Source organism: Neopusillimonas aromaticivorans, assembly GCF_030344915.1.
In the GTDB taxonomy this organism is placed as follows: domain Bacteria; phylum Pseudomonadota; class Gammaproteobacteria; order Burkholderiales; family Burkholderiaceae_B; genus Neopusillimonas; species Neopusillimonas aromaticivorans.
In genome coordinates, this window is the sequence record NZ_CP128233.1 from 2,159,370 (window position 1) to 2,180,683 (window position 21,314).

The window sequence follows — 21,314 nt, forward strand, 5'->3', positions numbered from 1 at the left end:
TTCAGCCCGGCTGTGCCGTTGTACTGATCCGGTTTTCAAGCAGGTTTTCCTGCAGGTGGGTAAACCGGTTCCAGTCATTCTGCCAGCTGGAAGGCTGGTTGACGCGTCGTACCTGCACCGCCGTGACTTTGTATTCCGGGCAATTGGTGGCCCAGTCAGAACTATCGGTGGTGACCACGTTGGCCCCTGATTCCGGAAAGTGGAACGTGGTGTACACCACGCCAGGCTGTACGTTCTCGGTAATGACGGCACGCAGTACGGTTTCACCCGACCGGCTTTGAATGGCAACATGGTCACCGCTCGTGATGCCGCGGTCTTCGGCATCGTGCGGGTGAATTTCGAGAACGTCTTCGTGGTGCCAGACGACGTTGTCGGTACGCCGGGTCTGGGCCCCGACGTTGTATTGGGACAAGATGCGGCCAGTGGTCAGCAGTAGCGGGAATCTGCGGGTGCTGCGCTCTTCGGTGGGCACATATTGCGTAATCACGAATTTGCCCTTGCCACGCACGAACTGGTTGATGTGCATGATGGGTGTACCCTCGGGGGCGTCGTCGTTGCAGGGCCACTGCACGCTGCCGCCCAGGGCATCAATGCGTGCGAATGAAACGCCTGAAAATGTCGGTGTCAGACGTGCGATTTCATCCATGATTTCTGCCGGGTGGCTGTAATCCATGGGGTAACCCAGCGTATTCGACAGGGCGCAGGTGACTTCCCAGTCGGCCAGGCCTGCCTTGGGTTCCATGACCTGGCGTACCCGCGAGATACGACGTTCGGCATTGGTGAAGGTGCCGTCTTTTTCCAGGAACGACGAACCTGGCAGGAAAACGTGCGCATATTTGGCAGTTTCGTTCAGGAAAATGTCCTGAACGATAATGCATTCCATGGCGCTGAGGGCTGCCGTGACGTGCTGGGTGTTGGGGTCGGACTGGACAATGTCTTCGCCTTGGCAGTACAGCGCCTTGAACGAGCCGTCCAGTGCGGCGTCGAACATGTTGGGGATGCGCAGACCGGGCTCGGGTTGCAAGGTCACGCCCCAGGCCTGCTCGAACTGGTGGCGTACGGCGTCGTCGGACACATGTCGATACCCCGGCAGTTCATGCGGGAACGAGCCCATGTCGCATGAGCCTTGTACATTGTTCTGGCCGCGCAGTGGGTTCACCCCCACGCCCTCACGACCGATGTTGCCGGTGGCCATGGCCAGGTTGGCTATGGCCATGACGGTGGTCGACCCTTGGCTGTGTTCGGTAACCCCCAGGCCGTAGTAGATAGAACCGTTACCGCCGGTGGCAAACAACCGGGCGGCACCGCGTACGGTTTGCGCATCGACGCCGGTGGTCTCGGCCATGGCTTCGGGCGAATTTTCGGGGCGGGACACGAATTCGCGCCATTGCTCGAAGGCTTTGGTTTCGCAGCGTTCGGCCACAAAGGCTTCATTGATCAGGCCTTCTGTGGCAATGACGTGGGCCAGGGCCGTCAGCAGGGCGGTATTCGTACCGGGGCGAACCGGCAGGTGGAAATCGGCCTTGATGTGTGGCGCGTCAACCAGCTCAATGCGGCGCGGGTCAATGACGATCAGTTTGGCACCTTCACGCAGGCGGCGTTTCAGGCGCGAGGCAAACACCGGGTGGGCGGCGCTGGGGTTGGCCCCCATCAGGATGACCACGTCGGTGTGCATGACCGAGTCAAACGTTTGTGTGCCGGCCGACTCGCCCAGTGTGGTCTTCAGGCCATAGCCGGTGGGTGAGTGGCATACGCGGGCACATGTATCTACGTTGTTGGTGCCAAATGCAGCACGGACCAGTTTTTGAACCAGGTAGGTTTCTTCGTTGGTGCAGCGCGATGAGGTAATGCCGCCGACAGAATCACGACCATACTGTTGCTGGATGGCGCGGATCCGCGATGCCGCGTAGGTCAGGGCGTCGTCCCAGCTGACTTCGCGCCAGGGGTCGGTGATTTGCTCGCGGATCATGGGCTTGAGCACCCGGTCTTTGTGGGTGGCGTAGCCCCAGGCAAAGCGGCCCTTGACACAGGCATGCCCCCGATTGGCCTTGCCGTCTTTCCAGGGCACCATGCGCACGACCTCCTGGCCTTTCATGTCGGCTTTGAAGCCGCAGCCCACGCCGCAATAGGCACAGGTCGTGACCACCGAGTGTTCGGGCTGGCCCATCATGATGACGGTTTTTTCCATCAGTGACGAGGTGGGGCAGGCCTGGACACAGGCGCCACACGAGACACAGTCAGATTCAAGAAACGGGTCGTTTTGCCCGGCGGTGATGCGTGACTCGAACCCCTTGCCGTCGATGGTCAGGGCGAACGTGCCCTGAATGTCTTCGCAGGCCCGTACGCACCGGCTGCACACAATGCATTTTGAGGGGTCGTAGGCAAAATAGGGGTTGGAGGTGTCGGTGGTGTCGTTCAGGTGGTTGGCCCCATCGAACCCGTAACGTACGCCGCGCAAGCCGACAACGCCGGCCATGTCTTGCAGCTCGCAGTCACCGTTGGCCGGACAGGTCAGGCAATCGAGTGGGTGATCGGAGATATACAGCTCCATGACGTTACGACGTAAATCATGGAGCTTTTTGTTTTCAGTGCAGACCACCATGCCTTCTTCGACAGGGGTTGTACACGAGGCCGGATAGCCGCGACGGCCTTCAATCTGCACCAGGCACAGGCGGCACGAACCGAAGGCATCCAGCGAATCGGTGGCGCACAGTTTGGGGATGTTGACCCCCAGTTCGGCTGCCGCGCGCATGACGGACGTGCCGGCGGGCACCCGGCAGGCATGACCGTCGATGGTGAGGTTGATCATCTGGGTGCTGACACTGGCGGGTGTGCCCAGGTCGCGATCACGTTTGGCAATGGTTTCCAGCATGTTGGGCTCCGGTTCAGGCAGTGGTCGGTGTGGGTGAGCCCAGACCGAAATCTTCCGGGAAGTGGTCAAGCGCAGACAAGACCGGGTAAGGAGTCATGCCGCCCAGTGCGCACAGCGACCCGGCCAGCATGGTGTCGCACAGGTCGCGCAATAAATGGACCTGTTCGGTGCGTTGGTGGTTGGAGCGAATTTTCTGGATGACTTCAGTGCCACGTACGGCGCCGATGCGACAGGGAGTGCATTTGCCGCATGATTCGACGGCACAGAATTCCATGGCGTATTCGGCCATGTGGGCCATGTCGACCGTGTCGTCGAAGGCCACGATGCCGCCGTGGCCGACCATGGCATTGATGCCGATATAGGCCTCGTAATCAAGCGGGGTGTCCCATTGTGATTCGGGCAGGTAGGCCCCCAGCGGGCCACCGACTTGAACCGCTTTCAGGGGCGGCCCGAGGCGCTGCCGCCGCCAAAGTCGAAGAGCAGTTCACGCAGGGTAATACCGAAAGCGCATTCGACCAGCCCGCCTTGCTTCAGATTGCCGGCCAATTGGAAGGGCAACGTGCCTTTCGAACGGCCCATGCCGTAGTCGCGATAGAATGCGGCGCCTTTGGCCAGAATGACGGGTACGGTCGCCAGTGACATGACGTTGTTGATGACCGTGGGCTTGCCAAACAGGCCCTTGATGGCGGGCAGGGGGCTTGGCCCTCACCAGCCCGCGCTTGCCTTCGATGCTTTCGAGCATCGAGGTTTCTTCGCCGCAAATGTAGGCGCCGGCACCCACACGGACTTCGAGGTCGAAGTGCCGCCCGCTGCCGCCAATGTCGTGACCCAACCAACCCACGGCGCGCGCGTTGTCAATCGCGCTGTTCAGGGCAGCGATGGCGTGCGGATATTCCGACCGCACGTAGATGTAGCCGTAGGTAGCCCCTACGGCCAGACCCGCGATGGTCATGCCTTCAATCAGGGTGTAGGGGTCGCCTTCCATGAGCATGCGGTCGGAAAACGTACCCGAGTCGCCTTCGTCGGCATTGCAGGCGATGTATTTCTGGTCTGCCGGTGTGTCAAGGACGGTTTTCCATTTGATGCCGGTGGGGAATGCTGCGCCCCCACGGCCACGCAAGCCCGAGTCGGTAACTTCGGCAACGATTTGTGCCGGTGTCAGGGCAATGGCGCGTTTCAGGCCTTCAAAACCACCGTGGGCCTGGTAATCAGCCAGGCTGAGCGGGTCGGTCATGCCAACGCGCGCAAAGGTCAGGCGTTGCTGGTTCTTGAGATAGGGAATTTCTTGTGTGAACCCGTGGCATAGAGGGTGATCTTGCCGGCCCAGATGCCAGCCCGCGTCGAACAGGGTCGGGACATCGGTGGCATCGACCGGGCCAAACGCTATGCGCCCGTCGGGTGTTTCGACTTCAACCAGTGTTTCCAGCCACAGCAGACCATGCGAGCCGTTGCGTACGATGTGAGTAACGATGCCGCGTTGTGCCGCCTGAGCCGCAATGGCTTCGGCCACGGCATCGGCCCCAACCGCCAGGGCGGCGGCATCTTTGGGTACAAAAATGTGATGGCGTGTGTCATGGTCAGACCCCTTTTTCCGCCAGAAGGCGATCTATTTTGGAGGGGTGATGCGTGCGTGAGGCTGGCCGTTGAGCATGATGGCCGGTGATTGCGCACACAGGCCCAGGCAGTAGACCGGCTCAAGTGCCACCTTGCCATCGGTGCTGTGTTCGTGGAAATCACAGCCCAGTTTTTTGCGGGTGTGGTCAATCAGGGCATTGGCCCCCATGGCTTGACAGGATTCGGCACGACAAATTTCCAGAGTGATACCGGCCGGTGCCGCCTGGCGAAAATGGGGATAAAAGCTGATCACTCCGTGCACTTCAGCACGTGAAAGCTGCAGCGCGTTCGCCAGCATGGGGACAGCCGCCTCGGGGATATGCCCAAGCTGGTGCTGGATGTCGTGAAGGATGGGCATCAGGTTGCCGGGTTGTCCGGCGTGGCGCCCAAGGGCCTGTTCGGTGGCCAAGCGTACCGGGTCTTCCAGGGTTGGCATGCAGAGTCCTTTGAGGAATTCGGGTGCTTTATTATGTTTATTCGTGCATAATAAAAAGTCTTTATTTACCGTAATCTACCGCGTCATGCGCGATGATTCAATATGAAATAAATGTCATATAAATTCCAGGCCCGTCTGAATGCAGCGTGGTCGCTTGAAGCGCCTGACGGTACCGCATTCGCGCTCGACGACATCTTGCGTTTGTTGTCGGCCATTGAAACGACCGGCAATATCTCCGGGGCCTGTCGCGATTGCGGGTTGTCATACCGCCACGCATGGGGGTTGTTGCGGCGTGCCGAGCTGGTGTTTGAAACGGCGTTGCTCGATACGAACCGGCGCCAGGGCACACGCCTGACTGATTTTGCCCGGCATTTGCTGTGGGCACATCGCCGCACCGAGGCCCGGCTTGAACCGACATTGCAAAGCCTGTCGTCCGAACTCCAGGAAGCGATTGAAAGCCTTTATCCGCAACACCGGCCCCGGTTGCGTTTGCACGCCAGCCACGGGTTTGCCGTGGAAGGTCTGGTGCAGCAGGCGGGCAGTAATGATGTGCTTACAATAGAATTGCGCTATCGCACCGCAACCGAAGCGTTGGCTTCTTTGAATCGCAATGAATGTGATCTGGCCGGTTTTCAGGTGCCGGCAGGCGAGTTTCAGGCCCCGATTCTGGCGCATTACAGCCCGTGGCTTGATCCGGACCGTCACTGCCTTATCTACCTGGCACAGCGCGATACGGGCATGTTTGTCCAGCCCGATAACCCACGGAACATCCACGACATTGCCGATCTGGTCAAGCCGGGTGTACGGTTCGTGAATCGTCAGGTGGGGTCCAGCACGCGTCTGTTGGTGGGTTTGATGCTTCAACGTCTGGGCATCGACCCCGTCCAGGTCAACGGTTACGATACCAGCGAATTTACGCATCTGGCGATTGCGGCGCATATTGCCAGTGGCATGGCCGATGTGGGCATTGGCGTCGAGACGGCGGCCTGGCGGTGCGGGCTGGCGTTTATTCCGTTGGCTAAAGAGCGTTACTATTTTGCGGTCAATCAAGACAGTCTGTCGTCCCCCCGCATGCAGGCGTTGCTGGCCCTGCTGAACGGTGAGCCTTACCGGCAGTTTGTGGCCGGGCTGGTGGGGTATGACGCCGGACATATGGGCAGGGTCATGACGCTCGACGAGGCGTTTCCTGATACCCTGCCACCAGGAGGCAAGCGGTAATGGCAACTGACAAAAGCATAAAAAAGTGATTTTCATGGCCAAGGGGTGCCCGATGCGCCGGGAGAATTGCCTTTCATGGACTGGCACCCGGGTCAAGCCCCTGTAGACACGTTGCGGCGTCCGTTACGTGATTTGCGCATTTCGGTCACCGACCGGTGCAATTTTCGCTGCACCTATTGCATGCCGCGTGACGTATTCGACGCTGATTATCCGTTCATGCCGCATTCGGCATTGCTCAGTTTCGAGGAAATCACACGCGTTGCGCGGGTGGCCATGCAGCTGGGGGTTCGGAAAATTCGCCTGACCGGTGGCGAACCACTGCTGCGCAAAGATATTGAAAAGCTGGTGTTCATGTTGTCACAGCTGCGTACCCCCGAGGGCAAGCCGCTTGAACTGACGCTAACCACTAATGGCACCTTGCTGCGCAAAAAGGCGCAAGCTCTGAAAGATGCCGGGTTGCGCCGGGTAACGGTCAGCCTTGACGCGCTTGATCCGGTCTTGTTCGAGCGCATGAGCGACAGCCAGGTTGCGGTTGAAACCGTACTCGCTGGCATCGAGGCGGCTGCGCAGGTCGGGCTGGCGCCGGTCAAGGTCAATATGGTGGTCCGTAAAGGGTTGAACGATGACCAGATCCTGCCGATGGTGCGGCATTTTCGCGGTACCGGTCACGTGCTGCGGTTCATCGAGTACATGGACGTAGGTTCGACCAATGGCTGGAACATGTCCGAGGTGATGACCGGGCGGGCCATGCTGGATCTGATTGGTTCGCATTTTCCGGTGGAGCCGGTGCAGGCCGACTATGCCGGTGAAGTCGCTGAACGCTGGCGCTACCTGGATGGTGTCGGTGAAATCGGTGTCATCACCAGTGTTTCTCATCCCTTCTGCCGCGACTGTTCGCGTGCGCGCATGTCCCCCGAGGGCAAGCTGTACCTGTGCTTGTTCGCCGACCAGGGCTACGACCTGCGCTCGGTGGTGCGCGCCACCGACTCTGACGAGATTCTGGCGGGTCATCTGGCCGGCATCTGGTCTGGCCGTACCGACCGGTACTCTGAATTGCGCGGCACCGCCGCCCAGCCGCGCACCAAAATCGAAATGAGTTATATCGGTGGTTGAGCGCCATCACATCACCGGCCTCATTCTGGCCGGTGGCCGTTCGTCCCGGTTCGCAGGCCACGATTCTGCCGCTGAAGCCGTTGACAAGGGGCTGGCCCTTTTGGACGGCCAGCCGCTGGTGGCCCATGTCCAGCGCTACATGGCTGAACGGGTTGGGCCGCTGTGGATCAGTGCCAATCGTCATCAACCGGATTACCGACGGTTTGGTGAGGTGTTGCCCGACGACCCGGCTTACGGTACATACGCCGGCCCGCTGGCCGGTGTGGCCACGGCCCTGAAACGCTTGCAAACCCCGTGGTTGCTGACGCTGCCCGTTGATACCCCCTGTTTGCCCGATGACCTGGTCACACGGCTGGCGGCCCGCGCGGCGCAAGGGGCCTTGCTGGTCAGTGCCACTACGGAGCACGGTGCGTTTCCGTTATGCATGCTGGTGCACCGTATCCTGGCCATGTCATTGCACAACGCCTTGTTGGCCGGTCAGCGTAAGGTGAGGGCATGGCAGGTGGATGTCGGCGGTGTTGAGGTGCAGTTTGATGCGCAGGGCGTTACGTTCTTCAATATCAACACTGTGCATGACCTGGACATCGTGCGGGGCGGTAGTCAGCGCGGCAGGGACGTAAAGCCCGAGCCGAGGGCGAACATTAGGCCGGAGTGTAAAAACACGTCCAGCCCTAACGCGTCGTCAGGATAGCCAGTGCGCAAAGTCGTAGTAGGCGACGACATCGTCGTCAGATACCGTGGTATTGACCGGAATACGCGCCAGCCCCGATGCCCAGGGCAGGGCACTGATAATGGCCGAGCCTTGCAGTTCGTAGGGCACCAGTGCCGGCAGCCCTGAACGCGAGGGTTTGCATTGCACACGCAAAAATTCTTCGCGGGTTTCATGAAACGATTTGCTGGTGCGCAAGCGTCCGTAGCAGATCGGGGGAACAGGTCGGTACGTCCCTGAAGCCGTCGTACCAGGGTGACACCAGCAAGCCAAATACCACAAAGGCCGATACCGGGTTGCCTGGCAGGCAGACCACCGGTTTGTTTCTGACCTTTGCCAGCGCTACCGGCTTGCCTGGTTTCATGCACACGCGCCACAGGTCAAGCGTGCCACCCAGTAATTCGAGGACAGGTTTGACCAGGTCTTTTTCGCCGACTGAAACCCCACCCACGGTCAGCACCAGATCACATTCAGCCAGCAGGGCCAGGAAGGCGTTTTCAATCGCTTCGTGGGTATCGGCCGCGTGCAGGGTCTGGCAAACCACACCCCCATTTGCGCGACCAGACCGGCCAGCATGGCGCCGTTCGAGTTGTAAATCTGGGCTGACCCCAGGGGTTGACCGGGGTTCACCAGTTCGTCGCCGGTAGTCAGGATGCCGACTTTCAGCCGGGCATAAACTTTGACTTCATGAATGCCTTGCGAGGCCAGCACGGCGATCTGGCCGGTGTGCAGCACGGTGCCGGTCGTCAGGATTTGCTGGTCTTGTTCGACATCTTCACCGCGTTTGCGTACGTGTTCGCCAAGAATGGGTACCTGTGTAAGGGTAATGGTACCGTCTTGCTCAACCACGTTTTCCTGCATGACGATTGTGTCGGCGCCGTCGGGCATGACGCAACCGGTAAACAGGCGAATGGTGTGCCCGGGTTTCAGCGCTTCAGGGGTTTGCCCAGCAAAGCACCGCTGCTGTACTGGCAGTGCACGCTGGGGGCCGTAATCGGCGAAACGGATGGCGTAACCATCCATGGCACTGTTGTCGGCCGGCGGTAAATCGACCCGGGCCACGATGTCCTCGGCCAGCACGCGTCCGAATGCATCGAACAGTGTGCATGTTTCGGTGGTTGAAGGGGCATTGCCCGCTTCGGAAAGCCGGCGCTGGGCGTCATCAAAATCAAGCATGGCAGTGTTCATGGGGTTTAACCGGAAGATTCAAGATAATGGCTGGCAAAGTTGCAGGGGCGATGGGTGCTGTCAAGTTGCTCTTTGATAATGCGCTCGAAGGCTGTGCGGCAGGCACCGGTCGAGCCGGGCATGCAAAAGATCAGCGTGTCGTTGGCTCCGCCGGCGAAGGCGTCAGACTGCAATGTGGAACTGCCGATTTCGAGAAACGACAAATGCCGGAACAGTTCACCGAAACCGGCGATGGTGACATCCAGCAAGGGTGTAATGGCTGCGGCCGTGGCTTTTTGATGCGAATAGCCTGTGCCCCCATTGGTCAGAATGACCTGAATGGCCGGGTCGGCAATCCAGGCACTGATGATTTTGCGCAACTCGTAAATATTGCCGCTGCTGATTTCACGCTGAACGCAGTGGTGGCCGGCCTCGGTCAGCGCGTGTTCCAGGTAGTCACCCGAGGTATCGTTGGCGCGAGTGCGGGTGTCTGAAATGGTCAGTACCGCACAATTCAGACGTATTGGCGGTGTGTCGGGCCTGGTCTTGCTCATGATGGCTCCGTGGTGTCAGTTGACGTATCGGTGCCCCACCGGGCAGTTTTTTCAGCGTCGGTTTCGCGCTGCTGTACCCAAAAGCGTTCGCCGTTTGACAGTGTCTCGCGCTTCCAGAAGGGCGCGCGTGTTTTCAGGGCATCGATAATGAACTCGCAGGCCCGGAACGCATCGCCACGGTGAGCGCTGGCAACGCCCACAAATACAATTTGTTCGGCGTTCCCCAGTTCGCCTACACGATGAACGACCACAGGTTCGGGCACATTCCAGCGCTGTTGCGCTTGCGTGCAGATCTCGGTGATTTCACGTTCGCACATGCCGGGGTAGTGCTCAAGAAACAGGGTGCGGGTATGCTGGCCTTCGGCATAATCGCGCACATAGCCGGTGAAGGTCACCAGGGCGCCGGCCTGCCCGGCGGTGCGCGTGCGCAGTTGTGCGGTCAGGTCTGCGACATTGAAGTCGTCAGTTTGCACCACCACCATATCAGCCCCCGGTAACCGGTTCGAAGACGGCCACTTCGTCGCCCGGATTAATAATGGCAGAGGGTTTGACATGGAACTGGTTGACCGCCAGCTTCAGCCGTTTTGCGGGTGCCAGCTGCGGGTAACGGGATTCAAGCTGAACCAGCCAGTCGGCCCCGGTAACGGGTTCTGCCAACGGCCAGGTTTCAAGTCGTGTGCCGGTCAGCTCGGCAACCTGCGCAAAGTAAAGAACATTAATTGCTGTGCCACTCACCGCTTTTACCTCCGGATTTGTGAATCAGTCGGATGTTTTCCAGAATGATGCCTTTGTCGGCGGCTTTGCACATATCGTACACCGTCAGTGCGGCCACGCTGCAGGCGGTCATGGCCTCCATTTCGACGCCGGTTTTGGCATCGGTGCGGCAGGTTGAGGTAATGGTAACGCTGTGTGTGGCTTCGTCAAGGGCAAAGTCGACGCCGGCAAAGCTGAGGGGCAGGCTATGGCACAGGGGTATCAGTTCGGCGCACCGCTTGGCGGCCAGAATACCGGCGACACGCGCCGTATTCAGTACTTCGCCTTTGGCATTATCGCGTGCCGTCAGCAGGCCAAAGGCCTGTGCGCTCATGACCACACGCCCTTGAGCCGTGGCGCTGCGCTGGGTGGGGGCTTTATTGCCCACATCGACCATGCGGATCTGCCCGGATTCATCCAGGTGACTGAGAATGGGTTCGTCGTTGTTGCTCATCGTCTCTGCTAATCGTTGTTATGGCATGAAAGACAGATGATATACGCAAGGGGAGGGCGTGTGGTTTTGTGGCCGACTCAGCGCCTGGATGGCAATGTTCTCGGCATTGGTCAAATTTTCGTCATGGGTTCAATGCCCCAGCGCATTCCGGATACGCGCGTAATCAATGAGCTTGTCATGATGGAACCCTTTAATCAGGCCGTCATGACGCGGTACGATAATCGAGGCGCGACGACGCGTCAGGGTTTCGCCTTCGATGACGCCGCGTTCGAACAGAGGGTCGAATTCGTCGAGCAACAGGCCGTGTTCTTCGGCGTAGCGGGTGAAATTATGGCGGGCTGTCATGCGATGCAGGTTGGCGTCGTCCAGTTCCACACCAAAAACGCAGGCGGCCCCGTTGGTTGCACCCGCCATGACGACCCATTGTTCAAACGAAATGCAAAGCTGGCGGTCAGCAACCGCATAGGCCGAGCCATAGGTGGCCATAGACAAAATTGCGGCAGATATTTTTGGCAGAATCATGTGGGTGTCCCGTTCGCGAAGGAAGGGTTTTTCTTTTATGAAGACCCTTATTCTGACAGGGTTGCGTTACAGGCGCATGACGTGCTGGTATTAGAATGTTTATTTTTTCAATGATTTACCAAGAGGAACGCTATGACGATCAAAACAGGTGATACCCTGCCGGAAGGCACACTGACCGAATTCATCGAGGTTGAACAGCAGGGCTGCAGTCTTGGTCCTAACGCATTCAAGGTTTCTGATCTGGTCAAGGGCAAAAAAATCGCGATTTTTGCTGTTCCCGGAGCATTTACGCCCACATGTTCGGCCCAGCATGTCCCCGGCTTTCTGGAACATTTTGACGCATTGAAGGCCAAAGGTATTGATGAGATCTGGTGTGTTGCGGTAAATGACGCCTTTGTCATGGGCGCTTGGGGGCGTGATCAGAAGGTTAATGGCCGCATTCGCATGATGGCCGATGGCAGTGGCCTCTGGACACGTGCGTTGGGGCTGGAGCTTGATCTGGTCGACCGTGGTCTGGGCGTGCGCTCACAACGTTATTCCATGGTCGTCGACAATGGTGTGGTCACCCTGCTCAATCTTGAAAACGGGGGCGGCTATTCCGTCAGTGATGCCGCAACGTTGTTGCAGCAACTCTAAATCTTGAGTGAAGCGGCGTTGTCATCAAAGCAACGCCGTGCAAGACGTAAACCGTGCAGGAGCTTATGGCGTTCAAGCAAGGAATCGCGGCGGCATGATTGGTGCTGTCATTTCATTCTCGTCGTTGTATCTGGCAACTCTGCTGCTGTTGTTGGGCACCGGTTTGTTCAACACCTACCTGGGTATTCGGCTGGCCGAAGCCCAGGTGTCCGAGCTCTGGGTGGGCTCCCTGATTGCGGTGTACTACCTGGGGTTGGTATTGGGTGCCCGAAATGGTCACCGGCTTATTGGCCGTGTCGGTCACATACGGGCTTACGCGTCGTCGGCGGCCGTGGTTACGGTAGCCGTACTGGCGCAGGCTCTGATTGATAACCTGTGGGTATGGGTTGGGTTGCGTTTTCTTGCGGGCCTGGCCATGGTGACGCAGTTCATGGTCATTGAGAACTGGCTGAACGAGCAAACCGAAAACACGTCGCGTGGCAAGGTGTTTGCGTTCTACATGGTGTTTTCGGGTTTGGGTACGGTGCTGGGCCAGTTTTCCCTGACGCTGTTTCCTGCGCTTGATTATCAGCCTCTGGTGTTTGCGGCCATGTGTTCGGCTTTGTGCTTGTTGCCGGTTGCGCTGACGCGCCGGTTGCATCCGGCCATCGTCGAGCCGGCTCCCCTGATGCCGCGTTATTACCTGGCGCGTGTGCCCGTCAGTCTTGTCGTTGTGTTCATCACCGGTACCTTGACTGGTGCCTTTTATGGTCTTGGCCCGGTGTTTGCTTACAAGCAGAATCTTTCAGGTGATCAGGTGGCCATGTTCGTGGCGGTTGCCGTCGCTGCCGGTTTGGTGTCGCAATGGCCGATGGGCTGGCTGGCTGATCGCATGGATCGTGCCCGTCTGATGCGGCTCAATGCCATTGCCCTGGTCATCATCAGTATTCCGTTGTGGGGGTGGATGGTGATGCCGTACTGGGTTTTACTTGTGGTGTCGGCGTGTTTTGGCGTGTTTCAGTTCACCTTGTATCCCATTGCTTCGGCGTTCGCCAATGACAATGTCGAGCCCGAGCGTCGTGTTGGTTTAAGTGCCATTGTCTTGATGGTTTACGGGCTTGGCGCCTGTCTGGGCCCATTGGCGGCAGGGGCCATCATGCGCGAGATCAACCCTGACACATTCTTTGTGTTTGTCGCTGCCTGCTCTGGTTTGCTGGTGCTCTATGTGCGTCCCCAGCGTATGACCGGGGTTCATCTGAGCCAGGATGCGCCAACCCGGTTTGTTCCCATGACCGACATGGAAACTGCCCCGGTGGCCCCGGCACTTGACCCGCGTATCGATTTTGAAACTGATATTTCGCATCAAGCGCCGGCAGCACAGGCGACCGCTGTCGAGTCGTCGGTAGCTGATGATACGGCTACACCGCCTCAGCGCGGGTAAAGCAGCCACATCGCGGTAATCGCCAGCGCAATGCCCGCCAGGTTGATGCGTGACAGTTTTTCGTTAAACACCAGCGCGCCCACCAGCGTACCCAGCGTAATGACACCAATGTTCATGGTTGCGAAAACCAGGCTGGGGTTGGTGGGGAAAGCCTGGTGGGCACTGATGTAGAAGTAAATATTGCCGAAATTCAGCAGGCCCAGCACCAGGCCGCCGATAACGCCTGCCTGTTGCCATTGGGTACGCTGTAAGGTCAGTCCGGCAAACATGACGACCCCGGCCAGTCCAAACGCACCCAGCAGTGTGGCGGCAAAGGCGGTGCCCTGGCGGGCCATTTCCTTGAACAGGATATCAATCGTGCCGTAACCCAGCCAGACGCCCATCAGGCACAGCAGCGTCATCAGGTTCTGGCGGTGTGCGCCGGCCGGTCGTATCAGCAGGGCCAGCAACGCCAGGAAGGCCACGCCAATCGCGATCAGTTTTTGTGTGCTGAAGGTTTCACCAAACCATAGAAACGCTGCGGCCAGCGGGACGAGCAGCGACAGACGCTGTGCGGCGTCGCTGAGCACGATGCCGGCATGTCGTACCGCAGCGGCCATCACCAGAAAGACAGCGGGCAGCAGCAGGCCCAAGGCGGCCAGGATGCCCGACGAGGCCGAAGGCACCAGCAGGGTGTCCAGAGAGGGCGCAGCAGCGTTACGCAAAGTACGGAGGCCACGACATAGTTGACCGCAATCGCCTGCCCGACAGGCACATGGTGACGTCGGGCGATCTTGAGCAGTACCGAAACAGCAACGCTGCAGCCGATGCTGAGAATCAGAAGGAACATCAGCCGTGGTGGGCAGGCGCCTGCTGCTGACTGGCATGCAAACCCAGCCGGTCAAACAGTTTCTGGTCTTCCACAAATTGCGGGTTGCCTGTGGTCAACAGTTTTTCACCATAGAAAATCGAGTTGGCGCCGGCCAGAAAGCACAGGGTTTGCAGGGTATCACTCATGGCTTCGCGGCCTGCCGACAGGCGGACATGTGTCTTGGGCATGGTGATGCGGGCAATGGCAATGGTGCGAACGAACTCCAGCGGGTCAATGTCGGCCGTGTCTTGCAAAGGGTGCCTTCAACCTTGACCAGGTTGTTGATGGGCACCGACTCAGGGTAGGGGGACATATTGGCCAGCTGAACGATCAGGCCTGCACGCTCGCGACGTGATTCGCCCAGCCCGACAATACCGCCACAGCACACGTTGACCCCTGCATTGCGTACACGTTCCAGGGTATCCAGGCGATCTTGATAAGTACGGGTTGAAATGATCTCGCCGTAAAATTCGGGCGAGGTATCCAGGTTGTGATTGTAGTAATCGAGCCCCGCCGCTTTCAGCTGTTCGGCCTGGCCTTCTTTGAGCATGCCCAGGGTGACGCAGGTTTCCAGGCCAAGTGCTTTCACCTGTCGCACCATTTCGGCTACGGCGTCAATGTGGTGTGCCTTGGGTGAGCGCCAGGCGGCCCCCATGCAAAAACGCTGCGCACCGCTGGCCTTGGCTTCGCGTGCGGCCTGCAGAACTTCGTCCAGAGGCAAGAGTTCTTCTTTTTCGACCGGGGTATCGTAGCGTGACGATTGCGGGCAATACGAACAATCTTCCGGACAGCCACCGGTTTTGATGGACAGCAGGCTGGACAGCTGGACGGCATTGATGTCGTGATTTTCACGATGGACGGTTTGCGCCTGGTACATGAGCTCGGGGAAAGGCAGCTCGTACAACGCCAATACGGATTTGACATTCCAGCGTCGGGTGTCAGGTGTGACGGCAGGTTCGTGACGGGAAATGGCAACAGCTTCCATGATGCAGCTCTTCTATACGGGTGTCGGGGATGTTGAACAGGTTTCGGGCAGTTCCGGATGATGGCCTGGAGGGTGCGCTGGAGATGCACCGTGTCGCGTCGTGGTAGATGCCCGGGGAAATGCAGTGTGTATGTTATTGGCGGGGGCAGATGGCTGCAACCGCATTCAGGCCATAAAATCAGCCAATATTTTTAATTTAGACTTCAAGTTCTTTTATTTTTCGCCAATTGTTTGGCTAACATTCGGATCGGTCATGATGACAGGTCACTTCGCAAAATAGTTACCTGTTGTAAAAATGACGAACCCTCCCGTAAACCGCTATCATCATGCCTTTTGCATGCCGGAGACTTGACGCATGACCTTGTTTACGAAAGAAGTCACCATCGAATGGGGTGACTGTGATGAAGCCGGAATTGTTTTCTACCCCAATTACTTTTATTGGTTTGACTGCACATTCCAGGGCTTGTTGCGCAGCCGTGGCCTTAGCCAGCGCGATATCCGTCATAAACTCAAGGGCGTGACTCCGCTGGTTGATGTCGGTGCCACGTTCCGTTCGCCTGGCGCCTACGATGACGTGATTACGATTGAGGCTGGCGAGATTGAATGGTTTGAGCGCCGTTTCAAAGTGCCCTATACCGTCAAGTGCGGTGATCGTTTGCTGGCGACCGGTCACGAATTGCGTGCCTGGGCGCAGTACAAAGACGACGGTGGTATCAAGGGTGCCAATGTGCCCGACGAGTTCAAGGCTTACTTCAAGTAAGCAAGGCTTCAGTGGCCGGCGGGTATTTAGCCGACCGTCATGAAAAGGGTGCCGGCAGGCACCCTTTTCATTTCCGCGCCCTGCAGATCTCCGGATCAGCAGGGTCTGGTTTTTCCGGTCAGGTTTAAAAGCGCCGGGGTTATTGCCTTAACTGTACTTAGCGCGGCGCCATGCGGGTTGCCCCATCGATACGGATGATTTCGCCGTTCAGGTAGCGGTTGCCGACAATATGGCTGACCAGATCGGCAAATTCATCGGGTTGCCCCAGGCGGCGCGGGAAAGGAATGCCGTTGGCCAGCGATTCCTGCACTTCGGGTGATGCCGTGTACAGCAGCGGCGTCAGGAAAATGCCCGGCGCAATGGTCATGACGCGTACGCCAAACTGGGCGAACTCGCGCGCCAGCTGAATGGTCATCGATGCGACGCCACCCTTGGATGCTGCGTAGGCGGCCTGGCCGATTTGCCCTTCGAAAGCAGCCACTGAGCTGGTGAACAGAATCACACCGCGCTCCTCGCCGATCGGGTCGCTGGCGATCATGTCAGCCGCTGCCAGGCGGGTCATGTTGAAGGTGCCGACGAGGTTCAGGTTGATGATTTTGGTGAAGTCTTCCAGCGGCATCGGGCCGCTTTTGCCGACCACTCGTTTGCCCGAGCCTGCACCGGCGCAATTGACCAGCACCCGTGCAACACCGTGTTTTTCACGGGCGATGGCAATGGCTTCCTGCGCACTTTCGGCGCTGGTGACGTCGCAGTGAACAGCGATGCCACCGATGCGTTCCGCAACGGTTTGTGCGCGTTCGGTTTGTACATCCAGAATGGCAACCTTGGCACCTTGTCTGGCGAGGCGCTCGGCGGTGGCTTCACCCAGGCCCGAGGCACCACCGGTGATCAATACAGGGTATCTTTGAGATCCATGGTGTGTCTCCTTAACAGCAACCGTCGGCGGTGGGTGGTTTCAGGCGGGCGTAGCGACCATAGACAGGGTCTTTGTCCAGGCCGAGCAGCCGCACAGCGTTATCACGCAGAATCAGGGTTTGACTTCGTCACGGATGCCGATTTTGTCGAAATCTTCCAGCCAGCGGTCAGGCGTCATGACCGGGAAATCGGAGCCAAACAGCATCTTGTCTTTCAGGATGGTGTTGGCATATTGCACGAGAATGGGCGGGAAATATTTGGGTGACCACCCTGACAGGTCGATATACACCTGAGGTTTGTGGGTCGCAACCGCCAGCGCATTTTCTTGCCAGGGGAATGACGGGTGGGCAATCACAATGGGCATGTCGGGGAAATCAACCGCGACATCGTCCAGGTACATCGGGTCAGAGTACTTCAGGCGTACGCCGCCACCGCCACGCATGCGGGCACCCACACCGGTCTGGCCACTGTGGAAAATGGCAGGCAGACCGGCCTCGGCAATGACTTCGTACAGGTCGTAGGCGGCCCGGTCATTCGGGTAAAATTCTTGTGCGGACGGGTGGAACTTGAAGCCGCGAATGCCAAATTCGTTGATCAGGCGACGGGCCTCACGTGCCCCCATTTTGCCGCGCATCGGGTCAATGCTGGCGAACGGGATCAACACGTCTTTATGCTTGGCCGTTTCTTCCGCGACTTCCTCGTTGGAGATACGAACCTGGCCGTTGGCGCGTTCGGTATCAACCGTAAAGATCACCGCCATCATGTTGCGTTCGCGGTAGTAGGCGGCAGTTTCTTCAATGGTGGGCCGTGGCATCTTTTCTTTGAAGTACTCGGCCATGGCCTTGTCAAAAGCGATCGCGACCTCGTCGGGCGGGTTGCGTGTCGATACCGTGGCGTGAATATGGATATCAATCGCGACAAGGGGTTTCTGTTCAGTCATACAGTGTCCTTTCAGGCAGTTGCAGAATGGGGTTGGGCCAGCAAGACGTCATCGTCATCGGGCTGAACTTCGTACAGTTTCTCGACCAGTGCGGCACGGGTACGCAACATGGTACGCTGGTTAATGGACCCTTTGTCGGTCATTTCACCCAGTTCCATCAGGGCGGGGTCTTTCAGAAGCAGGGCGCGTACGACCCGGTTGGAACTCCCGGTGCCTTTGGCCCAAAGGGTGTTCAATAGCGCTTGTGCCCAGGCGCGAACATCGGGGTTTGAGGCAATTTCCGCCAGTGAAGCGCCTTCAGGCAAGTCGGGTGACAGTCCGGTGGCGGTTGGCAGCAACAGAATCAGCATACCCAGCTCATCCCGGTCGTGGCCGGTAATGACCGCATCATGAATGAACGGCGCGCCGGCCGCGATGATTTGTGAACGCATTGCGCCGACATTAACCCAGGTTCCGCTGATCAGCTTGAAATCTTCAGCGATACGGCCGTTGAAGCGCAGGCCGGCACTGGCATCGTTTTCGTCAATCATCAGAGCAGCATCACCGCTGCAGAAGAAACCGTCGGCATCGAAGGCTTCAGCAGTCAGTTCAGGCTGGCGCCAGTAGCCCGGCGTAATGTTGGGACCGCGATAGCGTACCTCCAGCTTGTCGCCGCAGGGGTTAGCTTGACATCGCAGCCAGGGGCGGGAATGCCGATAACACCGGCTTGCCAGTCGGCCTGGTGTGCGGATGTGGCGAAGGGGCGCTTTCCGTCATCCCCAGACCAGCCGTCATGGGAATACGGGCCCCGACGGTTTGAATGGCAAGTTCGTCGATGGTTTTTTCAGCGGTGCAGGCAGTGCGGCACCGTTGGGGAAAATCAGGCGCAGGCGGCTGAAGAAGGTTTTGCGCAAGACTTCGTCGCGTTTCATCTCATGGGCCAGCACTTCAAGGCCTTTCGGAACCGAGTAGTAAATGGTGGACGGCACTTCGCGCAAGTTGCGCAGGGTTTCAGCCATGCCTTCGGGTGTGGGTTTGCCCTCGTCGATGTACATGGTGCCGCCGTTGTACAGCACAACCCCGAAGTTATTGTTGCCGGCCGCGGTATGGTGCCAGGGCATCCAGTCCACCAGAACCGGCGGTTCTTCGCGCACAAAGGGATAGCATTGCATGTGCATCTGCGGGTTGCAGGTGATCATGCGCTGCGTGTTGATGACCGCCTTGGGCAATTTGGTGGAGCCTGAGGTAAACAGGAATTTGGCGATGGTGTCGCCCGTCACGGCCTGGTGAGCCTGTTGCACTGCCGCTGTGACGGTGTAGGACTCCAGTTCGGCAAAGGGGTGCACTTGCGGCCTTCGATCTCACCTTCAACAAAAATCAGTTCGGTTTCAGGCGGGATTGACTTGAGGATGGCGTTTTCGAAGCGTGTGGCGTCGTAGGCAAAGACGGCACCCGGTGTCAGCAGGTCTGCGGCGTGGCGTACGCGTTCGGCGCTTTTTGACAATAATGAGTAGGCTGGTGAGATGGGGGCGAACGGTATGCCGACATGCTCTGCCGCCAAGGCCAGCAAGGCATGCTCGATACTGTTCTCTGAAAGAATCATTAAAGGACGCTCGGCGCTCAGACCACGATGCAGTAATGCCTGGGCAATCGGCAGGATGCGCTTGACCGCGTCGGCGTAGGTCAGGTGTCGCCAGTCGCCGCCATTGACGCGCTGTGCCAGCAGGGTGGCTTCGGGGCGGATGGTCGCCCAGTGCATCAACGGTTCGGTGTAGCAGCGCGGGAAGGGCTGCAGGGGACGTGCATTGCGCAGCACCACGCTGCCGTCTGCAAGTGCCTCGCGCGTGGCTTCATACGGTCCAAGTGCCAAAGGGCGAAATGGGGCATTGGTTGTCGTCGTCATGGCTTGTCTCCAGTAGTGCGTCAGGGTTAACTCAGGCTGACTTTGGCGGCGCGCTTTTCCAGGAAGGCATTGACGCGTTCTTTTGCTTCGGGGCTCCCTGGGTGATCGATGCCATCAGGGCTTCTGTCAGCAGGCCGTGCGACATGGGCTGTTCAGCAATCAGGGGAAGAGCCTGTGTAATGGCGAAGTTCGACAGGGGGCATTGCCGGCAATCTTGCGAGCCAGTTCACGCGCTTTATCCATGGCCTGACCTTTGGGTGTGACGTAGTGCGTCAGGTTGATGGCCAGCCCTTCACTGGCATTGACAACGTGTCCGGTCAGCATCATTTCCGTGACGCGGGAAAAACCGATCAGCTTCGATACGCGTACCGACCCGCCGCCGCCCAGGAAAATGCCACGCTGGCCTTCGGGCAAGCCGAAGTAGGTGGTTTCATCGGCAACCCTGACGTGAGCTGAGGAGGCCAGTTCCAGACCGCCGCCAACAACAGCACCTTGCATGACACAAACGACGGGTACACGTCCAAACTGGATTTTTGAGAACGCTTCATACCATTTGAATGAATGCTGCACCCCTTCAGCGGTCGTGGTTTCTGTCAGTTCAGACAGGTCAAGGCCGGCGCAAAAATGTTCGCCTTCACCGGCCAGTATGGCAACCCGTACGGTGTCAGGCAGGGTATCGAAGGCAACCCGCAGCTGTTCGACGACCCGCAGGCTGAGCGCGTTGCGTTTTGTCGGTCGTGTCAGGGTGATGGTGGCAATCGTGTCTTCAACAGTCACAGCGACCAGCTGTTCAGGGGTACTTGAGTTCATTGGGGTGTCTCCGATCAGGATTAACGAGGATTGATTATTGTGTCAAAACAGGTATATTGTTAATCCAGTTAACAATGTGCGTATCATATATTTCCGTTCATCCCCACTCTATAAGGGCAAACCCTTGGTTACTTCTGCTGATTCTCTCGAGGACGATGTGTCGGCGTTCACGGATGTCCCGCCGCTAAGTTATGTAGACCTGCAGCGCGATTCGCTGGGTTATGCCATCAAGCGTGCCCAGGTGCGCACATACGGGATTTTGTTCAATGTGCTGGGGCCCGATTCCCTGACGCCGGGGCGGATGACAGCGCTGAGCATTATTGCCACCCAGCAGGGCATTAATCAAAGTGTTCTGGCAGATATGTTGGGGATTACCCGGGCCGGTGTTGTAAAAGTGATTGATTCGCTTCAGTCCGGAGGGTACGTGCGTCGGCAACCCATTCCGGAAGATCGTCGCAGTTATTCGCTTGAGGTCACGGAAAGGGGGTATGCCGAATTACGACGTCTGAATATGTTGCTGCGCGAGCATGAAAAACAGATTGCCGCCAAACTCACTGCCCGCGAGCGCAAGCAGTTGATTGCATTGCTCGAGAAAGTCGCCGCTGAATAAGGAGGGTTTGCCCCCGAGGCTCTTCATCATTAAAGGGGACACCGACATTCATTAGACTTGTTTTTGCGAAGAAACACGTTTAATGGAGTGTATG

18 protein-coding genes and 6 pseudogenes are annotated in these 21,314 nt (G+C 58.2%); 7 read left to right on the plus strand and 17 right to left on the minus strand.

Annotated elements, in window-relative coordinates; all coding sequences use genetic code 11:
• Nucleotide 1: 1 nt before the first annotated feature.
• The 3 genes and pseudogenes from fdhF to N7E01_RS11965 all read right to left on the minus strand — a co-directional run bounded on the left by fdhF (nucleotide 2) and on the right by N7E01_RS11965 (nucleotide 4,922).
• Nucleotides 2-2,872 (minus strand): formate dehydrogenase subunit alpha, encoded by a 2,871-nt coding sequence (gene fdhF / locus N7E01_RS11955; RefSeq protein WP_289173035.1) that lies wholly within the window; start codon nucleotides 2,870-2,872, stop codon nucleotides 2-4.
• Between the two features lie 13 nt (nucleotides 2,873-2,885).
• Nucleotides 2,886-4,430: pseudogene (locus tag N7E01_RS11960) on the minus strand (NADH-ubiquinone oxidoreductase-F iron-sulfur binding region domain-containing protein).
• A gap of 48 nt (nucleotides 4,431-4,478) precedes the next feature.
• Nucleotides 4,479-4,922 (minus strand): formate dehydrogenase subunit gamma, encoded by a 444-nt coding sequence (locus N7E01_RS11965; RefSeq protein WP_289173036.1) that lies wholly within the window; start codon nucleotides 4,920-4,922, stop codon nucleotides 4,479-4,481.
• A 111-nt stretch (nucleotides 4,923-5,033) separates the two neighbouring features.
• On the opposite strand from N7E01_RS11965, the gene N7E01_RS11970 reads away from it, so the two are divergent.
• The 3 genes from N7E01_RS11970 to mobA all read left to right on the plus strand — a co-directional run bounded on the left by N7E01_RS11970 (nucleotide 5,034) and on the right by mobA (nucleotide 7,944).
• Nucleotides 5,034-6,140, plus strand: coding sequence for a substrate-binding domain-containing protein (locus tag N7E01_RS11970; RefSeq protein ID WP_289173037.1), 1,107 nt, complete (start codon nucleotides 5,034-5,036; stop codon nucleotides 6,138-6,140).
• Nucleotides 6,141-6,215: 75 nt separating this feature from the next.
• Nucleotides 6,216-7,253, plus strand: a complete 1,038-nt coding sequence (moaA, locus tag N7E01_RS11975; RefSeq protein WP_289173038.1) for a GTP 3',8-cyclase MoaA — start codon at nucleotides 6,216-6,218, stop codon at nucleotides 7,251-7,253.
• Nucleotides 7,246-7,944 carry a molybdenum cofactor guanylyltransferase MobA gene (mobA, locus tag N7E01_RS11980; protein WP_289173039.1) on the plus strand — a complete coding sequence of 233 codons (699 nt, stop codon included), beginning with the start codon at nucleotides 7,246-7,248 and terminating at the stop codon, nucleotides 7,942-7,944. The genes moaA and mobA overlap by 8 nt, the downstream gene beginning before the upstream one ends.
• Here the strand turns inward: mobA and N7E01_RS19485 are convergent.
• From N7E01_RS19485 to N7E01_RS12020, 6 genes and pseudogenes are all read right to left on the minus strand, one after another.
• Nucleotides 7,936-9,138, minus strand: a pseudogene (locus N7E01_RS19485) (molybdopterin molybdotransferase MoeA). The gene mobA and the pseudogene N7E01_RS19485 overlap by 9 nt on opposite strands.
• 17 nt (nucleotides 9,139-9,155) lie before the next feature.
• Nucleotides 9,156-9,683 carry a molybdenum cofactor biosynthesis protein B gene (gene moaB, locus N7E01_RS12000; RefSeq protein WP_289173043.1) on the minus strand — a complete coding sequence of 176 codons (528 nt, stop codon included), beginning with the start codon at nucleotides 9,681-9,683 and terminating at the stop codon, nucleotides 9,156-9,158.
• Nucleotides 9,680-10,165: a molybdenum cofactor biosynthesis protein MoaE gene (locus N7E01_RS12005; RefSeq protein ID WP_289173044.1), complete on the minus strand. Its 486-nt coding sequence runs from the start codon at nucleotides 10,163-10,165 to the stop codon at nucleotides 9,680-9,682. The genes moaB and N7E01_RS12005 overlap by 4 nt, the downstream gene beginning before the upstream one ends.
• 1 nt (nucleotide 10,166) lies before the next feature.
• A complete protein-coding gene (locus N7E01_RS12010; protein ID WP_289173045.1) occupies nucleotides 10,167-10,418 on the minus strand; it encodes a MoaD/ThiS family protein in 252 nt (83 codons plus the stop codon).
• Nucleotides 10,399-10,890, minus strand: a complete 492-nt coding sequence (moaC, locus tag N7E01_RS12015; protein ID WP_289173046.1) for a cyclic pyranopterin monophosphate synthase MoaC — start codon at nucleotides 10,888-10,890, stop codon at nucleotides 10,399-10,401. The genes N7E01_RS12010 and moaC overlap by 20 nt, the downstream gene beginning before the upstream one ends.
• A gap of 129 nt (nucleotides 10,891-11,019) precedes the next feature.
• Nucleotides 11,020-11,412, minus strand: coding sequence for a hypothetical protein (locus N7E01_RS12020; RefSeq protein ID WP_289173047.1), 393 nt, complete (start codon nucleotides 11,410-11,412; stop codon nucleotides 11,020-11,022).
• 132 nt (nucleotides 11,413-11,544) lie between these two features.
• Between N7E01_RS12020 and N7E01_RS12025 the strand changes: the two genes are divergently transcribed.
• Both N7E01_RS12025 and N7E01_RS12030 read left to right on the plus strand, forming a co-directional pair.
• Entirely contained in the window at nucleotides 11,545-12,048 is a 504-nt protein-coding gene (locus N7E01_RS12025) for a peroxiredoxin (protein ID WP_289173048.1), read from the plus strand.
• A 37-nt stretch (nucleotides 12,049-12,085) separates the two neighbouring features.
• Nucleotides 12,086-13,468 carry an MFS transporter gene (locus tag N7E01_RS12030; RefSeq protein WP_289173049.1) on the plus strand — a complete coding sequence of 461 codons (1,383 nt, stop codon included), beginning with the start codon at nucleotides 12,086-12,088 and terminating at the stop codon, nucleotides 13,466-13,468.
• On the opposite strand, the pseudogene N7E01_RS12035 reads toward N7E01_RS12030, so the two are convergent.
• Together N7E01_RS12035 and bioB are read right to left on the minus strand one after the other, a co-directional pair.
• Nucleotides 13,456-14,297: pseudogene (locus N7E01_RS12035) on the minus strand (EamA/RhaT family transporter). The gene N7E01_RS12030 and the pseudogene N7E01_RS12035 sit on opposite strands and share 13 nt — an antisense overlap.
• Nucleotides 14,297-15,303, minus strand: a pseudogene (gene bioB / locus N7E01_RS12040) (biotin synthase BioB). The pseudogenes N7E01_RS12035 and bioB overlap by 1 nt, the downstream one beginning before the upstream one ends.
• A gap of 355 nt (nucleotides 15,304-15,658) precedes the next feature.
• On the opposite strand from bioB, the gene N7E01_RS12045 reads away from it, so the two are divergent.
• Complete coding sequence (locus tag N7E01_RS12045) at nucleotides 15,659-16,063, plus strand: acyl-CoA thioesterase (protein ID WP_289173050.1); 405 nt, start codon at nucleotides 15,659-15,661, stop codon at nucleotides 16,061-16,063.
• 157 nt (nucleotides 16,064-16,220) lie between these two features.
• Here N7E01_RS12045 and N7E01_RS12050 read toward each other — a convergent pair whose 3' ends face one another.
• From N7E01_RS12050 to N7E01_RS12065, 6 genes and pseudogenes are all read right to left on the minus strand, one after another.
• Nucleotides 16,221-16,955 carry an SDR family NAD(P)-dependent oxidoreductase gene (locus N7E01_RS12050; RefSeq protein ID WP_289173051.1) on the minus strand — a complete coding sequence of 245 codons (735 nt, stop codon included), beginning with the start codon at nucleotides 16,953-16,955 and terminating at the stop codon, nucleotides 16,221-16,223.
• Nucleotides 16,956-16,989: 34 nt separating this feature from the next.
• Nucleotides 16,990-17,918, minus strand: a pseudogene (locus N7E01_RS12055) (amidohydrolase family protein).
• 11 nt (nucleotides 17,919-17,929) lie between these two features.
• Nucleotides 17,930-18,448 carry a hypothetical protein gene (locus N7E01_RS18945; RefSeq protein ID WP_350494848.1) on the minus strand — a complete coding sequence of 173 codons (519 nt, stop codon included), beginning with the start codon at nucleotides 18,446-18,448 and terminating at the stop codon, nucleotides 17,930-17,932.
• Between the two features lie 240 nt (nucleotides 18,449-18,688).
• Nucleotides 18,689-19,198, minus strand: a complete 510-nt coding sequence (locus N7E01_RS18950) for an AMP-binding protein (RefSeq protein ID WP_350494849.1) — start codon at nucleotides 19,196-19,198, stop codon at nucleotides 18,689-18,691.
• A complete protein-coding gene (locus N7E01_RS18955) occupies nucleotides 19,174-19,800 on the minus strand; it encodes an AMP-binding protein (protein WP_350494850.1) in 627 nt (208 codons plus the stop codon). The genes N7E01_RS18950 and N7E01_RS18955 overlap by 25 nt, the downstream gene beginning before the upstream one ends.
• 26 nt (nucleotides 19,801-19,826) lie before the next feature.
• Nucleotides 19,827-20,610, minus strand: a pseudogene (locus N7E01_RS12065) (crotonase/enoyl-CoA hydratase family protein).
• A 124-nt stretch (nucleotides 20,611-20,734) separates the two neighbouring features.
• On the opposite strand from N7E01_RS12065, the gene N7E01_RS12070 reads away from it, so the two are divergent.
• The gene (locus N7E01_RS12070) at nucleotides 20,735-21,220 is read left to right on the plus strand and encodes a MarR family winged helix-turn-helix transcriptional regulator (protein WP_289173052.1); all 486 of its coding nucleotides are present in this window, start codon (nucleotides 20,735-20,737) and stop codon (nucleotides 21,218-21,220) included.
• Nucleotides 21,221-21,314: the final 94 nt, after the last annotated feature.

What these genes read in the sequence shown, in the direction of transcription:
- fdhF (WP_289173035.1), bottom strand. Translation starts at nt 2,872, where the DNA reads ATGCTGGAAACCATTGCCAAACGTGATCGCGACCTGGGCACACCCGCC.
- N7E01_RS11965 (WP_289173036.1), bottom strand. Translation starts at nt 4,922, where the DNA reads ATGCCAACCCTGGAAGACCCGGTACGCTTGGCCACCGAACAGGCCCTT.
- N7E01_RS11970 (WP_289173037.1), top strand. Translation starts at nt 5,034, where the DNA reads ATGTCATATAAATTCCAGGCCCGTCTGAATGCAGCGTGGTCGCTTGAA.
- moaA (WP_289173038.1), top strand. Translation starts at nt 6,216, where the DNA reads ATGGACTGGCACCCGGGTCAAGCCCCTGTAGACACGTTGCGGCGTCCG.
- moaB (WP_289173043.1), bottom strand. Translation starts at nt 9,683, where the DNA reads ATGAGCAAGACCAGGCCCGACACACCGCCAATACGTCTGAATTGTGCG.
- N7E01_RS12005 (WP_289173044.1), bottom strand. Translation starts at nt 10,165, where the DNA reads ATGGTGGTGGTGCAAACTGACGACTTCAATGTCGCAGACCTGACCGCA.
- moaC (WP_289173046.1), bottom strand. Translation starts at nt 10,890, where the DNA reads ATGAGCAACAACGACGAACCCATTCTCAGTCACCTGGATGAATCCGGG.
- N7E01_RS12020 (WP_289173047.1), bottom strand. Translation starts at nt 11,412, where the DNA reads ATGATTCTGCCAAAAATATCTGCCGCAATTTTGTCTATGGCCACCTAT.
- N7E01_RS12025 (WP_289173048.1), top strand. Translation starts at nt 11,545, where the DNA reads ATGACGATCAAAACAGGTGATACCCTGCCGGAAGGCACACTGACCGAA.
- N7E01_RS12045 (WP_289173050.1), top strand. Translation starts at nt 15,659, where the DNA reads ATGACCTTGTTTACGAAAGAAGTCACCATCGAATGGGGTGACTGTGAT.
- N7E01_RS18945 (WP_350494848.1), bottom strand. Translation starts at nt 18,448, where the DNA reads ATGATTGACGAAAACGATGCCAGTGCCGGCCTGCGCTTCAACGGCCGT.
- N7E01_RS18955 (WP_350494850.1), bottom strand. Translation starts at nt 19,800, where the DNA reads ATGACGACGACAACCAATGCCCCATTTCGCCCTTTGGCACTTGGACCG.